The 16,361-nt window shown below is 39.3% G+C and carries 14 protein-coding genes; 4 read left to right on the plus strand and 10 right to left on the minus strand.

Annotated elements, in window-relative coordinates:
* Window positions 1-340: 340 nt before the first annotated feature.
* Window positions 341-1,693 carry an NAD(P)/FAD-dependent oxidoreductase gene (locus tag K348_RS0109985; RefSeq protein ID WP_029904828.1) on the plus strand — a complete coding sequence of 451 codons (1,353 nt, stop codon included), beginning with the start codon at window positions 341-343 and terminating at the stop codon, window positions 1,691-1,693.
* Between the two features lie 112 nt (window positions 1,694-1,805).
* Window positions 1,806-3,076 (plus strand): IS3 family transposase gene (locus K348_RS0109995; protein ID WP_231496770.1). Its coding sequence is split into 2 segments (ribosomal slippage): window positions 1,806-2,181 and window positions 2,181-3,076, totalling 1,272 coding nucleotides; the frame shifts between segments, so codons are not numbered across the junction.
* A gap of 39 nt (window positions 3,077-3,115) precedes the next feature.
* Here K348_RS0109995 and K348_RS0110000 read toward each other — a convergent pair.
* The 10 genes from K348_RS0110000 to K348_RS0110045 form a co-directional block, all read right to left on the minus strand.
* The gene (locus tag K348_RS0110000; protein ID WP_029904829.1) at window positions 3,116-3,571 is read right to left on the minus strand and encodes a copper resistance protein NlpE; all 456 of its coding nucleotides are present in this window, start codon (window positions 3,569-3,571) and stop codon (window positions 3,116-3,118) included.
* Window positions 3,572-3,579: 8 nt separating this feature from the next.
* Entirely contained in the window at window positions 3,580-3,897 is a 318-nt protein-coding gene (locus tag K348_RS0110005; RefSeq protein ID WP_029904830.1) for a heavy-metal-associated domain-containing protein, read from the minus strand.
* Window positions 3,898-4,115: 218 nt separating this feature from the next.
* Window positions 4,116-5,150 carry a TlpA disulfide reductase family protein gene (locus K348_RS0110010; RefSeq protein WP_029904831.1) on the minus strand — a complete coding sequence of 345 codons (1,035 nt, stop codon included), beginning with the start codon at window positions 5,148-5,150 and terminating at the stop codon, window positions 4,116-4,118.
* Between the two features lie 26 nt (window positions 5,151-5,176).
* Entirely contained in the window at window positions 5,177-8,029 is a 2,853-nt protein-coding gene (gene gcvP, locus K348_RS0110015) for an aminomethyl-transferring glycine dehydrogenase (RefSeq protein WP_029904832.1), read from the minus strand.
* 19 nt (window positions 8,030-8,048) lie between these two features.
* Window positions 8,049-8,690: an MBL fold metallo-hydrolase gene (locus K348_RS0110020; RefSeq protein WP_029904833.1), complete on the minus strand. Its 642-nt coding sequence runs from the start codon at window positions 8,688-8,690 to the stop codon at window positions 8,049-8,051.
* A 160-nt stretch (window positions 8,691-8,850) separates the two neighbouring features.
* Window positions 8,851-9,642 (minus strand): PhzF family phenazine biosynthesis protein, encoded by a 792-nt coding sequence (locus K348_RS0110025; RefSeq protein ID WP_029904834.1) that lies wholly within the window; start codon window positions 9,640-9,642, stop codon window positions 8,851-8,853.
* Between the two features lie 47 nt (window positions 9,643-9,689).
* A complete protein-coding gene (locus K348_RS0110030) occupies window positions 9,690-10,331 on the minus strand; it encodes an NAD(P)-dependent oxidoreductase (RefSeq protein ID WP_029904835.1) in 642 nt (213 codons plus the stop codon).
* A 126-nt stretch (window positions 10,332-10,457) separates the two neighbouring features.
* The gene (gene rsmG / locus K348_RS0110035) at window positions 10,458-11,078 is read right to left on the minus strand and encodes a 16S rRNA (guanine(527)-N(7))-methyltransferase RsmG (RefSeq protein ID WP_029904836.1); all 621 of its coding nucleotides are present in this window, start codon (window positions 11,076-11,078) and stop codon (window positions 10,458-10,460) included.
* Window position 11,079: 1 nt separating this feature from the next.
* Window positions 11,080-11,925 (minus strand): DUF3298 and DUF4163 domain-containing protein, encoded by an 846-nt coding sequence (locus tag K348_RS0110040; protein WP_029904837.1) that lies wholly within the window; start codon window positions 11,923-11,925, stop codon window positions 11,080-11,082.
* A 211-nt stretch (window positions 11,926-12,136) separates the two neighbouring features.
* Entirely contained in the window at window positions 12,137-13,312 is a 1,176-nt protein-coding gene (locus tag K348_RS0110045) for a VWA domain-containing protein (RefSeq protein ID WP_029904838.1), read from the minus strand.
* 156 nt (window positions 13,313-13,468) lie between these two features.
* Between K348_RS0110045 and K348_RS0110050 the strand changes: the two genes are divergently transcribed.
* Both K348_RS0110050 and K348_RS0110055 read left to right on the plus strand, forming a co-directional pair.
* Entirely contained in the window at window positions 13,469-15,289 is a 1,821-nt protein-coding gene (locus K348_RS0110050) for a histidine kinase (RefSeq protein ID WP_029904839.1), read from the plus strand.
* The gene (locus tag K348_RS0110055) at window positions 15,286-16,044 is read left to right on the plus strand and encodes a LytTR family DNA-binding domain-containing protein (protein WP_029904840.1); all 759 of its coding nucleotides are present in this window, start codon (window positions 15,286-15,288) and stop codon (window positions 16,042-16,044) included. Before K348_RS0110050 ends, K348_RS0110055 begins: the two co-directional genes overlap by 4 nt.
* Window positions 16,045-16,361 lie beyond the last annotated feature (317 nt).

Raw genomic sequence — 16,361 nt, forward strand, 5'->3', positions numbered from 1 at the left:
TATGTCGCAAAAGGTAACAAAAGTAACAGATATTTTAGTAGACAAGCAAACAAGATACGGATACAGGTTAAAAACTTGTCTACTCGTTTACTTGTGTCTAACATTTCATTTCAAAGAACCAACAGCTAATGGCTACAAGCTATCAACTAATACTATAGATAAAATTCCCAACACATATTTAATACAAAAAAGAAAAGTTAAAAGTTAAGAAAAAACGCGAAAACCCGCATGGGGACGGAATTACGTTTGTATCGTGTATAAAAAAAATCTACCTTTACATTTAATAGAGTATACTTTTAAATGAAAAACAATCTGGAACAATAAATCTTCATAAACACTAATGCCAAGTAAAAAAATTAACCGCAGAAAGTTTCTAAAAATTGCGGCAGCAACAGGTGTAGCAGGTGTTATCACCGCTACAGGAGTATATAAACTCACAGAATTCTCAAGTAAAGCAAAAGGTAAAATAGTCATTATCGGTGGAGGCGCAGCAGGACTTAGCATGGCCGCGCTGTTAGGCCGTTGGCTGGACAATCCCGACATAACGTTAATAGATCCCAGCGACCGCCAGTATTACCAACCGGGATTTACCCTTGTGGCCTCAGGAGTATACAAACCGGAGGATGTATGGAAAGAACAAAAAGACTGTATCCATAGCCATACCAAATGGATAAAGGACATTGTAAAAGAAGTAAAACCTGTTTCAAATCAGGTAATAACCGCCGAAAACGGCACTATTCCATACGATTTTCTGGTACTAACTCCCGGTTTACAAATAAATTGGGAAAAGACTGAAGGAATTACTCAGCAAACCTTGGGACTGGGAAATGCACATACAATATACGATTTCGAAGGGGCTCAAAAAACATGGGCAGCTATACAGGAATTCTCAAAGACAGGAGGAAAGGGTATTTTCACCGATACTTATACAAAGCATAAATGTGGAGGTGCTCCGAAGAAAATATGCTTGCTCACCGAACATTATACACGTAAACAGGAAACAAGAAATAACGTAGACCTGCATTATTATACAGCATCGCACGAACTTTATGATGTACCTTATTATACACCGCGCCTACTGGAAATTTATAATGAAAGAAATGTGCCTATTAACCTGAATACGCGCCTGAAAGGAGTGGATACCTCTGCTAAACGTGTATATATGGAACGTATAGAAACTATAGGTGATGAAAAGATCACTATTCCTTTTACTGAAGATTATGACTTTCTTCACTTTACCCCGCCTATGTCAGCGCCTGACTTTGTGAAAGAATCGGGCTTGTCATGGACTGAGGGCAAATTAGCAGCAGAAGGCTGGGTAATGGTCGATAAAGAAACATTGATTCACAAAACATACTCTAATATTGTTTGTCTGGGCGATTGCGCAGGTATACCTACCAGTAAGACTTCGGCTGCAGTGCGTAAACAGGTGCCTGTGGCTGCAATGAACCTGATTTCACTTATGGATGGGAAGACTCCCGAAACAAAATATAACGGGTATGCAGCTTGTCCGATAATAACGGATTACGGCCATGTACTGTTATGCGAATTCGACTATGATAAAAATCCGCAACCATCTACTCCGTTTACTCATCTCGATATGTCGAGAGAACAGGCTGCGGCATGGCATCTTAAAGTAAGTGTTCTGAAACCAATGTACTTCAATGGCATGCTCAACGGATACGGTATGTAACGATTTATAAAAGAGCGATATAAATAAAAAGCCGCTTTGTTAATGCAAAGCGGCTTTTTTATTTGTTATTCTGTCCCGTCCTAAAATAGGTTTACAACAAAAACAACTTATTATGGAACATCAAGAAAATGAGTATTATGTCAAACGTACTCAAAAAGACTACAGCCTATCTTTTAAACTTCAAGTGGTTCAAGAAATTGAATCCCGAGAGCTCAACTTAACTCAAGCAGCTCTCAAGTATGGCATTCAATCAACCAGCACAATTCGCACTTGGCTCAGAAAATTTGGTACCTTAGACCGAGAATTACAAGTCAAATTTACTATGGAAAAGACTCCTGAACAACGGTTAATGGAACTGGAAGCTAAAGTTCGTCTGCTTGAAAAGCAAAAGGCGAGTTTAGAGAAGCAGCTTGAATTTCAACAGGATAAGGCAATCATGTTTGATATTATGATCGACATAGCCGAAAAAGAGTTTAATATTCCCGTCCGAAAAAAGTCTGTACCCGAAGCATCGAACGCTTCAAAGAAGAAAGGACAGCAACCATGATTTATTCATGTGATGTCTTCGGGATCAGCCGACAGGCTTATTATAAACGAGTTGACAGAGCTAAGCAGAAACAAGCTTATGGCGAGTATGTTATATCCAAAGTTCAGGATGTTCGAGTGGCTATGCCCAGACTTGGAACTCGCAAATTATATTACCTGTTGGGTTCTTCTTTGAATATTGGCAGAGATAAACTATTCAGTATCCTCAGGGCCAATAAAATGTTAATAAGTCCTGTTCGGTCATATACCAAGACTACTATGTCAAAACATTGGCTACATAAACATCCCAACCTGTTAAAGGATATGATTGTCTATCGCCCCGAACAGGTTTTTGTGAGTGATATAACCTATATTAAATCAAAACAAAAGACACATTATCTGTCTTTGATTACTGATGCCTGTTCCAGAAAAATAGTTGGATATCATCTAAGTAATGATTTGGGTGCACAAAGTGTATCTAAAGCTCTGAAAATGGCGATAAAGACTAGAGTTTACCATAACCCTTTGATTCATCACTCTGATAGGGGATTACAATATTGCTCTGAATTATATCAGAAAATATTAGCTAAGAATAAAATTACTCCATCGATGACTGATGGCTATGATTGCTATCAAAATGCACTGGCTGAGAGAATTAATGGAATACTAAAACATGAGTTCTTATTTACAAAATGCAATAACTATCAGCAATTAAGCCTGTTAATTAAACAATCTATTGATATTTATAACAATAAAAGACCACATTTGGCTCTGAATATGAAAACGCCTAACTTTATCCATCTGAAACAAAAAACCAATGAACATAAATCCATCGGTTCTTATACTATTTTAATATAAATCCTGTAAACCTATTTTAGGACGGGACATTCGAAAAAATTATTTCTTCAAAATATACATATCTGCCATCTCTCCGGTAATCCTGTTACCCTCCATGTCCAGTTGAGTAAGCATGTTTTCTCCTACAAAATATTGATTTGGTGATTCTTTCACACCGTCAAGTATTACAGTATTACCAGCAGGATTCCAGGTATATTTACCTTTTTCTTCCGATTTACTGTTTTTCTTGCCTACATATTCAATATTTTTTACGTAAGTGCTGTCATCAAGCTTAATTGACACTATCATACCCTCTCCACTTGCAGTAGGCACTTTTCCAGTGTAAGTACCCTTATAGTCGAGTGAGTTTTTGGCATTATGTTGATCAGTTGTATTTTTTGCAACTTCCGAAAACTCATCCACAGATGGTTTTTCTTCCTGATTTTTTTGAGCGTTTCCACCACCGCAACTATATAGCATACCCATAGCTGCTATGATTACAAATAATTTTTTCATTTTAGTTTCTATTTTTTCTGTTCACTATTATGTAGCTTTACCTCATAGCCCAATTTTTCAATGGCAGCCTGAAGTTTTTCTACAGTTGTTTGAGCACTCTTGAACTCAATCTGTACAGTTTTATTTTCCAGATCGATCTTCATATCTGTTACTCCTTTTTCAAATGCAATATTTTTTTCAATCTTCTTTACACAATTCTCACAAGTCATAGATACATCGAATGTTACTATTTCCTTACCATTTTTTACAGGTTTCTTATCCTGAGCTTCCATAGTCGTTCCTATACCAAGCATTAAAACCAATGTAATTAATAAAATTCTCATCATAGTTTTTTGTTTTTGTGTTTAATAATAAACAGATTAGCACCAATAAAGTTTATTTACTCGCTGAAATAGCCGGAAATTTATAAAAGTTTAACGCCCAGTCAATTCCGCAATTTTAGCAGACATCTGATCTGCATCTAATCCTCGCTCAATAATCATGCCGTCTTTATCTAAAAGGAGGAGATGAGGAATTCGGTTTATACCATAAAATAACTTAAATATTATCGCGTCAGTTTGGATAACTTATTTTCTCCTGCTATTGGTATATTACCCCCTCTCTCCATTATTACCCCGTCTTTATCAATTAAAATATAATAGGGGATTAAATCAATCCCATAAGCAGAAATAGACTCGCTATCCCAACCTTTAAGGTCCGATATCTGAGGCCACGTAATATTGAGTTCCGCCATTGCCTTTTTCCACTCTTCCACATCTTTATCCAGAGATACTCCTACTACTTCAATATCTTTATTCTTGAATTGAGTATACCGCCCCAAAAGATATGGTATTTCTCGCCGACAAGATGCAAGGTTCCACGAAGCCCAGAAGCTTACCAGCACATACTTTCCCTTCCCCACATAATCTGATAAGGCAACATCATTTCCTTCCGGTGTTATCCCTTTTACATCTACATACTTTTTGCCTACAGATGTCTCTTCCCGCTTTTGTAATGTTTTTTCCATATTCTGAACAGCCTTATATTTTAGCAGTTCAGGCTTAAAGGATGCCAGTATATCTCTGACTTCACTTACATCCAGAAGCCGCGCATTACATGTGAGAAAGTATGCCCCAAGCAGATTCTGATTATTCTTTTTTGTAAATTCAGCAAGTAACTCACTATCGGGAGCCTCTGAACGAGCCATAGCAGAAAAGAAATCACGAACAGCTTCATTCATCGAAGTTCCCTTTATGTCCACCATTCTTCCCGAATCGTCCACACTCAGTTCAATATTGCCTGGTTCGATAAAAATCGGAATCATTGTAACCGTTTTTTCTTCTGGAGAATCTTCAAACGTAATAAAACAAAGACTTTCACTTTCTTTGACTGTTCTCTTAAACGTAAATTTTCCTCCTTTGACATATGTCGTATCTATATTCACCTTATCTTTCCAAATAGAATCCAGCGCTTGTAAATATACGGCCTTACCCTCATATTCATTACCGGCTACAGTACCCGATATAGTATATGTATCTTTCTCTGCACAAGACGTCATTAACAATATAATGACTGCCAAAAACAATGTTACTTTTTTCATATTATATAGATTAGTTAGCTAATATCTTATCCCATATCACACAGACATGTAATAAGATTCCTGTCTCCATAAGCATTATCTATACGTGCCACATTAATCCAGAACTTGTTATTCTTTACAAATTCGAGCGGATAAGCAGCTTTTGAGCGCGGATAAGCATGTTTCCATTCATCTGCGCAAATTTCATATTCGGGATGTGGAGCATTTACCAGTACATTATCTTCTTTGGTATATGTACCGTTTTCCACCTCTTTGATTTCTACCCATATCTGGTTCATTGTATCCACAAAGCGGTCAAGTTCAGCCAAGCTTTCACTTTCGGTAGGTTCTATCATCAATGTTCCGTGCACAGGGAACGATAGTGTCGGTGCATGGTAACCGTAATCCATCAAACGTTTGGCAATATCGGACTCTGTAATACCGGAAGTATCTTTTACTTTACGGCATTCGAGAATCAACTCATGCCCTACCCTACCTGTAGTACCACGGTAAACCACTCCGTAAGTATTTTTGAAACATTCTGCCAGATAATTAGCGCTTAGTATGGCAATCTTAGTAGCACGTGTCAGTCCCTCGGCACCCATCATACGAATATAACCGTAAGTGATAGGCAGAATACCCGCACTACCGAACGGAGCAGAAGCCACCGTATTTACCGTACTGCCGTCGAGTTCAGGATGATGAGGCAGGAACGGTACCAGATGTTCCGCAACGCATATAGGGCCTTCGCCCGGACCACCGCCACCGTGAGGTATAGCAAATGTCTTATGCAGATTGAGGTGACAGACATCCGCTCCAATAAAGCCCGGATTGGTAAGTCCTACCTGTGCATTCATATTTGCCCCGTCCATATATACCTGTCCGCCTTTTTCATGGACAACTTTACACATCTCCTTGATTTCTTTCTCGAAGATTCCGTGTGTAGACGGATAAGTAATCATGCAACCTGCCAGATTATCTTTATGCTGGTCAGCCTTTGCCTGCAAATCTTCCAATACGACATTGCCTTGTGCATCACAATCTACCGTTACTGTTTCATATCCGGCCTGTATAGCAGATGCCGGATTGGTACCATGTGCCGATGCAGGGATAAGAATGATATTACGGTGTCCCTGCCCGATACTTTCCTGATATTTGCGGATTGTCATCAGCCCGGCATATTCGCCTGCTGCACCCGAATTCGGTTGGAAACTTACGCCTGCAAAACCAGTTATCTCTTTCAAATATTCGCCGAGTTCACCGATAAGTTCGGTATAGCCCTGAGTTTGCGACTGAGGAGCAAAAGGATGTATATTTTGGAAACCGGCATGACCGAGAGGCAACATTTCAGATGCCGCATTCAATTTCATTGTACATGAGCCTAATGAAATCATCGAATGAGCAAGTGATATATCTTTTCTGTCGAGGCGTTTTATATAACGCATCAATTCGGTTTCGGTATGATAAGAGTTGAATACCTCATTTGTCAGGTATTCACTTTTGCGCAAGAATTTATCTGAGATAACCATCTTTTCCGGAAGGTCGTCTATCATGTATACTTCGCTGCGTCCGGCAGCCAAAGAGAAAACGGCTAGAAGTTCATGCGCTTTGTATTCGGTAATCGTTTCATCTATACTAAGGCCGACTTCGCCCGCTTCGTAATAACGAAGATTGATATCACGCATTTCTGCATATTCGCGAATAGAATATTGAGAAACTCCGCTTGGAAAACCGATTTTCAAGGTATCTAAATACTGCTCGTTAAGAATAGTATATCCCAGTGCTTTCAGTTCGTCCGCAATGAGAGCCGTCGCCGAATGAATCCGCTTTGCTATATTCTTCAAACCCTCAGGCCCATGATAAACGGCATAGAATCCGGCCATGGTAGCCAGTAAGGCCTGAGCCGTACATATATTAGATGTTGCTTTCTCACGTTTGATATGTTGTTCGCGGGTCTGTAACGCCATGCGGTACGCAGCCTTTCCGTAAGCATCTTTGGACACGCCGATGATACGTCCCGGCACATTACGTTTATAATCTTCTTTAGTAGCAAAGAATCCGGCAGACGGCCCACCATAGAACATTGGGATACCAAAACGCTGACTGCTTCCGAATGCAATGTCTGCACCCCATTCTCCCGGAGGAATGAGCAATGTCAATGCCATAAGGTCTGTAGCGACCGCTACTTTACATGCTGCATCATGCGCTTTTTCAGTGAATGCTGTATAATTTTCGATATTTCCGTTAGAGTTTGGATATTGGATAATAGCTCCGAAGAAGCTGTTATCGAATTCGAACGACTTGTAATCACCAACGACTACTTTTATTCCCTGCGGTTCGGTACGGGTATTGATTACTGCCAGTGTTTGAGGAAAGATATTTTTATCTACAAACAACTTGTTTGCTTCATTCTTTATCTGGTCACGACTGCGAAGCGCATACATCATAGCAGCAGCTTCGGCACCGGCTGTAGCTTCATCCAATAGCGAACAGTTCGACAAAGGCAAACCTGTGAGTTCGCTCACCATTGTCTGGAAATTCATCAGGGCTTCAAGGCGTCCCTGTGATATCTCAGCCTGATAGGGTGTATATGATGTATACCATACCGGATTTTCGAATACATTGCGAAAAATAGGTGCAGGGCAAACAGTATCATACCAGCCCATGCCGATATATGAAGCACATATACGGTTTTTCGACGCCATCAACGCCATTTCTTCGGCATATTCGTGTTCACTCAGGGCCTCCGGCAATTTCAATCCGCTTTTAAGACGTATATTCTGAGGAATAGTCTGGTCTATCAATTCATCGAGCGAGTTCAGCCCGATTTTAGCCAGCATAACTTTTTCTTCTTCTGCACTGATGCCGATATGGCGATCCTGAAATTTTTCGCTTTCCATGGTATTTTCCGTATGTTATTTATTGTAGATAAAAATTACTTTTCATTTCTTCTCCGATTGTAGTTAACGGCCCGTGACCGGAATAGACTACTGTTTCTCTCGGTAATGTCAGCAGTTTCTTTTTAATGCCGTCTATCAGTTTTTCGTGACTGCCTCCTGCAAGGTCGGTACGACCGACACTTCCGCGGAACAATACATCGCCTGCAAATACGCATCCGGCATCCTGATTATAAAACACAATACTACCCGGCGAATGCCCGGGTATCTCCAATACTATCATCCGCTGGTTGCCAAATGTAACCACGTCGTTTTCTTTAAGATATTTTCCAATCTTCGGAACCTCCATATTTTCATTTTTGAAACCGAACATCTGCAATTGTGTAGGCAATTGCTCCAACAGGAATTCATCCCCTTTGTTTGCTTCGGTGTCGAGATGAAATTGCTCTTTTATAAAATTGTTCCCGAAGATGTGGTCGAAGTGAAGATGCGTATTCAACAAATGCTTTACGACAAGGTCGTTATCGAGGATAAAATCCAGCAAGTGTGCTTTTTCGTCTGGGAAGAAACAACCCGGGTCGATGATAACACACTCCTTTGTTTCGTCGTATGCGACGTATGTATTTTCACTTATCGGGTTAAATTCGAATATTTTTACTTTCATATTTTATTTAAATGACTATCTGTTAAAAAAACAAGTTAAAGATATAATTTTTTTGTTGTAAAGGTATCTGGTTATATGCATAACTTATGTTATAACAATACAAAAAGGCAGTACATTTTAATAATTGTACTGCACTGTACTTTTAATGTGATATATGATCTTATTTCCATAAAGGAAATATTTCATGCATAATCACAGCATTTCCCCTTAAAAAGACCCTGTTATCAGGAGCAAGTTCACATTCTATACATCCCGACCTCGCGGAAGCCTGAAACCCATACATCTTTGTTTTCCCTAGCTTTTTGGCCCAATAAGGAGCCAGATAACAATGGGCTGTACCCGTTACGGGGTCTTCCGGCACTCCTACTCCCGGAGCAAAATATCTGGAGATGAAATCGTATTTGGGCAAATCTGACTTTACAGTTATAATAAACCTGCCTAAATCATCTGATTTGAGCAGTTCAAAATCAGGCTGTATAGACAGTAGCTTTTCATAACTTTCTATTTCAATCAGATATCTGTTGTCATTTTTGCCAATATATAGCGGCCTGATGTCAAAGGCTTTCTCTACAATTTCATTACTTTCAATTTCATCAACAAATAAGCGGGGAAAATTGAGCTCTATCTTATCTCCGGTCTTTCTCACCGTTAATGTTCCGCTTGCAGATATAAATTCGATACTTTCCGAAGAGTCACAATATTGCAATTCGTACAAGATGTGAGCGGCAGCCAGTGTTGCATGCCCACACAGATTAACTTCCATTTTAGGAGTAAACCACTGTATTTTATAGGAATCGTTTTGTGGAAAAACAAATGCGGTTTCCGAATAATTTATTTCCCTCGCTATTAATTGAATTAATTCTTCCGGAATTTCATTATCCAGAATACAAACTCCCGCCGGATTACCCGAAAACGGCCTGTCTGTAAATGCATCGACTGTAAATATTCTCATTTCACCTATTTTTTACAAAAATAGGATTTATTTTAAAATCAAATGAATCAATAACCGGCAGTAAAACGCTGGCGTGAATATTTATGATTTTCCAATTCGTCTACTATGGCTACCGCCAAATCCTGTACGGAAATAACAGAATCACCTTTTTCATTAAATACAGGGCTTTCGGTAGCCAACCGGTATTTACCTGTCCTCTCTCCCGGAAACATATCCAATGCCGGAGAAACGAAAGTCCAGTCCAGGGTTGTTTCCTTTTTCAATATATTCAGATAATCGCGTGCTGCAGTTGCTCCGGCTTTAAATTTGTCCGGAAAATCGGGGCCGTCCACTATTTGCTTTCCGTCGATAAAAAGGCTTCCACCTCCACCGACGGTGATATAACGCTTTACTCCGGCATCTTTAGCTGCCTGCTGTATAGCTTCCGACCCTTTAATAAAATCATCGTATATATTCGGATTAGACCAGCCCGCATTGAAAGCGCTTACTAAAGCATCACTACCTTTTATAGCTTCCGTTAATGCTTTTACATCAGTTACATCGACTGCAACTGTTTTAGGCTTTCCGTCTTTCACGGGAATTTTATCTACCGAACGGGCGAGCGCCGTCACCTCATATCCTCTGTTTATCAACTCCTGTAACAGGTGTGAGCCGACAAAACCTGTTGCTCCTATTAATGCTACTTTCATAATTCTTCTTTTTAATGTTATTCTGATTTAAGAACAACCCGATACGAAAGAAGGTTCGGCATTAATAATAAGAGTACAATATTAACTATTGAATTTCAGAGGAATAGGACAGAATTAATCCGGATATCAAATCAGCACATATACAATCTTCTTTGTCTTAAAATATTCTTCTTCGAAGAACATAGACAAGTCATCGGCCTCGGCAGTCTTTTTAAATGGTTTCAATTCACCTTCCAGATTACCGCCTTTAAGGCATATCAGCCCGTTAGGCAGGGCATTGCGCTGCTCTTTAGATATGTTTTTCTTTACAATTTTTACAAGGTCGGGTAAAGGCATTACAGCACGACTGACTACAAAATCGAATTTTTCTTTCACGTCTTCTGCACGGCAGTGTCGGAATTGTATATTCTTCAATCCGATAGTTGTAGAAACTTCTGTAGCCACCCTTATCTTTTTACCGATACTGTCCACCAGTAAAAACTCACATTTTGGAAAAAGTATGGCTAGTGGCACACCGGGAAAGCCGCCGCCTGTACCGACATCCATTATTTCAGTGCCGTCGGTGAACTGAATCAGCTTTGCTATAGCCAACGAATGTAATACGTGGTGGGTATACAAGTTTTCTATATCCTTGCGGGAAATGACGTTTATTTTTGAGTTCCAGTCGAGATATAAATCATAGAGTGCAGCAAATTGCTTTTTCTGCTCTTCGCTGATATTGGGGAAGTACTTAAGAATTATCTCCATATTAATCTTCTACGAATATCGATACAGGTGAATCTTCTTTCAGTATATTCCTTATTTCTTCATAAGGCAGGTACACTTTTATTTCCCCTACCGACGGTGCCGAATATTCTCCCGGATTGAAGATATAGGTCACACCATTGCTATCGACATAAAAATTTTCATTCGATGTAAGGTCTTCAATGCCCCAATAACCAAATTCGAGCAGGTCTTCCGGTTTCTGAACCTTATTCTGAGCAACTATCTTTCTGATAAGAAGTGTATTCAATATCTTCTTGTAATCATGCATAAAGATATCCTGCTCGCTCAGCATCTTTCCAGTCTTGAGGTCTATAACTACATTCCGGTAAGCAGTGGAAGAGTTCGCACCACCTTTATAGTCCATAGAAGATATCTGATACGAAAGGAGATTGTCCATATCGAATATCACTTTCGTATTTAATGTCTTATAATAGGAAAAATAATCTTCGGTATCACCCGATTCGCGCCAATCCGGAAACTGTTCTTTTGCATCACGCCTGTATTTATCGATATAATCCTCGATATATTTATTGACGGCATCCTGCGGAGTCATGCTTTCATACTTTTCATCTTCCATAAGGGCGAAATTCAACTCTTTCTGCATGTCTGCAAGAACCTTTTCGTCTTCAAATTTTACAGGAAAGATATAATTTATCTTCAGTGAACAGGAAGGCTTGGTTGAATCATTATCCAGATGATATATTTTAGCAACCGAAATGGAATCGTAAGTTATAGCATTAGGCTCATTAGTCTTTTTATCCGGTTTACACGAGATAAAAAGGACGAAAGTGAGTATTAATAAGCCGGCAAATGTTTGTATGAGTTTCATAAATACTATTTTTAACAAGACAAATATACGACAAAAACAACGAAAGCGGTTTTTTGTCCGGCATTTTTGCATGTACAAATTTTACATCCCTTTTCTACAGAGCGTTCCGGACGGAAAGAGCTACTCTCTACATCGGTGAAAGCAGCTCTAACATAAAAACAAAAAACTTAACGGATTTGTTCGTGCATGTCCACGAAAGACACTAAGAAATTTATTTGCTTATCGTATATCCTTTTTGGTTGGCAAATGCAAGTATAGATTCGTTTATTGCAGCACCGAGATCATCGCCTGTTGCATCTTTTTTCGACTGTTCATCGATGTATGCCTGACGTTTTTTTGCCAAATCGCTTATTTCTCTCTGAATGGCAGCACGTTCTTTTTCCTTCTCAGCTATCAGTCGCTGAACTTCGGCCTTTGATTTATTTTGCAGTTCGCGCGGGAGTTCCGACTGTTTGATTTCATTCAGGGCATTCCTGTCTTCTTTTACTTTGTCGACCAAATCCCATTCGCTGTTGCTGTATACACTTTTGGATTTGCTTACTGCACGTTCTGCAAAATTAGAACGCGATATTTTACTGGCATTTACATCCTGAGCAACCTGCATTTCTTTACGTGCATAACCTGCATGACCATATGACATATAAGTCGAATTCAGGCGGTCGTTGCAGGCGCTTATCCTGTCATCATACGGAGTATCATAATAACGTACTCTTGCATTATGGTTGATATTGAAATATTTGCCCTTTCCCCTGATAGCCGCATCGCGCCACATGCCCTGCACACCATCACTATCTCTTCCACAATGTATAGTATTTACAAATATATTTTTATTCAACGCCCTATCAATGGCTGTTTTGTAAGATATCCGGCCTTGCGTGAAAGGTTCGTTGCCGGCAATGTAAATCAGTTTCATATCGGAACTGTTATTTCCCCAATCGAGTCTTTCCACTGCTTTACTGATTACAGCACCGCAATATTCGTCACCGCCGTATGTAGTAAGGGAAAACAGTTTCTGAGAAATGAGATCGAGGTCGGTAGTCATAGGAGTTATCTGCCGTATATAATCACTTGTGCGGATATTATCGTTCCCGTATTCATACAAAGCTATCTCAATACGTGGTGACTGACCGTTATACTTAAGTGTAGTAAGGGTATTTACAATATTCCATAAACGAGATTTTGCCTGTTCTATAAGCCCGTCCATACTGCTCGAGGTATCGAGGAGAATGGCTACCTGTATCTTTGTACCACGATTCTGTACATCATTAATAATGTTTGTTTCTGAGACATCTTTTTGTCCGAAATTTTCTGATAATGTATTTGCACTGACAGTAGATGCAAGAGCTAAAGCCATCAGTAACGATGCGGATAGTATAAACTTTTTCATATCATTGTGTTTTAATTGGTTTCTTGCTCAAATTTATAGTTATAAAAAAAGAAAAAACGGGCAAAATGTGTGAACCAACGTTTTGAATTGGTGAAATATAAGGAATAAATGTTTTAAAAGTATTTACTTTACAATCTCAAGTAAACAGAATAAGATATGCACCTGAAATACATACTGACATTCATTTCTTTTCTCCTTTCATCCGCATGCTGGACACAGCCACCGCAGGATTCGAAAAGTGCTTCAAAAATGAAAGTATCGAGGGAGAATATGCGGATACAGGAAGTATCCAAAGCCATAGAAGAGGGAAAATCGGATATGGAAATTGCCGCAGGTTATGAAAAACTGGCAAAAGAATTATCCGCCAAAGGTGAGCATGCAAGAGCAGAAGATTACCTAAACAGAGCGAAAAGAATATATCAGGCCAAAAAGGATAAAGAAAAGCTGGCAGCAGTAGAACGTGAACTGGCAAAAGTACAGGAAGCGCAAAATAAATTGGAGGCAGCATATTTTAATTTCAGCAATGCACAGGCAAATACATCCAACATAAAACTTAAGAAACTGAGTGCTAATGACATGCAACGGGTTGCCAACACTAATAATCCCGAAGTGCAATCGGCATTCATCAGTCAGAATATAGCACTATCGGAAGAACTGGGCGATACTGAAGAGCAAGTATTGGCATACCAGCAAATGGCACAGGTAAACAAAGAAATGGACAATGCGCCGGAAGCCATTAAAAATCTGGAAAAAGCATTGGTTACCGTCAAAGACAAGCCCGAAGCATCAATGAACATAAAGAGGGAGATAGCCAATACATATGCTGCAGATAATCAAATAGGGAAAGCCATTGCTATAAACAAAGGCCTTGTAGCCGATGCAAAAGAAACAAATAATCCTAAAGCTGAAATACAGCAATTGCAGGCGCTATCGGAAAACTATCTGGAAGCCAATAAACTAAAAGAAGGCGTTACTACATTGCAGCAAGCCTATGATTTGGCAATAGATAAAGGTCAGACTATCGAGGCAAAAAACAGTTTGGAACTGCTTGTCGAACAATATAAAAGGATGCGGCAACCACAAAAGGCACTGGACATCTATTCCGACTTTATGACAAAACTGGAGGTTCTGGTGAAGAATGATAGTACCCTCATCGATGAAAGGTTCTTTCAGGTACAGGAAGAGAAAATACTGCAACTGGAAAAAGAACGGGAATTGAAAGACAAGCTTATTTCAAAATCCAATACATTTAATTATGTGCTGCTTTTAGCTATTGCACTCATACTTATATCGCTGATATTTATTGCCAAAGCGCTTTATTCGATAAAAAAGAAAAATAAAAGGATTGCATTGCAGTCATTACGCCGCGAGATGAATCCTCATTTTATCTTCAACAGCCTCAACAGTGTAAATCAGTTTATTGCACAGAATAATGAATTGGAAGCCAATAAATACTTGTCTTCATACTCGAAACTAATGCGTAATATTATGGAGAATTCCAATAAAGATTTTATTTCGCTGACCACCGAAATGGAACAGATGAAAGAATATCTCGATCTGGAATACATGCGCTTCCATGATAAGTTTACATATAAGATTGAAGTCGATAGCAGCCTCGATACCGATGCGGTCTTTATTCCGAATATGCTTATACAACCGCAACTCGAAAATGCCATATGGCACGGATTGCGCTATAAGGACAGTATGGGATTGCTTACGCTGACAGTAAAACCTGAGGGTAATCATCTCTCAGTTATTATTGAAGACGACGGAATTGGCCTCACTAAAAGCAAGGAATTGAAAACCAAACATCAAAAAGAACATAATTCGCGCGGACTGAATAATACGCAGGAACGCATCAATCTCTTAAATAGCCTTTATGCCGCAGATATATCTATTTTTATCGAAGAAAAGACAGGTGAAGAAAGCGGAGTTATAGTCAGATTGCAATTTCCCTTAATGAACAAAAACCTATGAACACACTGCAAAGAATAAAGAGCGTTATCATTGAAGATGAATCGGCAGCACGCGAAGCATTGAAAAACTACCTGACAAAATATTGTCCGCAGATAGAAATCATAGGGGAGGCACATAATTGCAAGGATGCTGTCCCTTTATTGCATGACTTAGAGCCGCAACTCGTATTTCTGGATGTGGAAATGCCGTTTGGAAATGCTTTCGATGTACTCGAAGGGTGCAAAGATTTATATTTTGAAACAATATTTGTAACTGCTTTTTCCGAATATTCATTAAGAGCATTAAATCAGAGTGCTGCATACTATCTGTTGAAACCCGTAAGTATCGAAGAACTCATCCTTGCTGTGAACAAAGTGCAGCAACATATTATGAATAAAGAAATCTTTAACCGCAACAGGATACTTGTCGAAAATTTTAAAGAAACAAAACCCGAAAAACAACAAGTGATACTTCCTACTCTCGAAGGTTTCGAAGTGGTGAAGATGGAAGATATTGTGCGACTACAAGGTAATGGCAACTTTACCGATATTTACCTTAGAGATAAAAGTAAGAAAATGGTCTGCCGTTTTCTCAAACATTTCAGCGAGATACTGCCCTACCCTTTCATCCGTGTGCATAAATCGCATATAGTCAATTTCAACTTTGTAAAGTCATATCATAAAAATTCGGGCGGATATGTAACTCTTGAAGATGGTACTGAAATAGAGATATCATCGAGTTATAAGGAAAATTTTCTGCAATTATTTAAACCGTAAAGAATTATTACCAAAGAGAGTATTATTTTTCTGATTATTTCTTGTCAAGCGTCAGCCTGCGCCATTAGCTTCACGGGCGGGGTAAAGGCTGAAAAACGAAAACGTGTTTGAGCTTATTTTCCGATTCGGATTTTGCAATCTTCCGGGCGAGTTTTTTGCCTCGCCTTCGCTTCGGCGAACGTTGTTTCGTTTAGCCTTTAAGCCCGTTACGGGTCGTACATTGAAGCGGGGCGCTAAAGCGTTTTTGGTTCCTTTTGGGGATTAGGTCAAAAGGAACGTAAGTAATCTTTGATTACGCGCAGCAAATGCTACTTTAT

This window comes from Prevotella sp. 10(H), from assembly GCF_000711235.1.
In the GTDB taxonomy this organism is placed as follows: domain Bacteria; phylum Bacteroidota; class Bacteroidia; order Bacteroidales; family Dysgonomonadaceae; genus Dysgonomonas.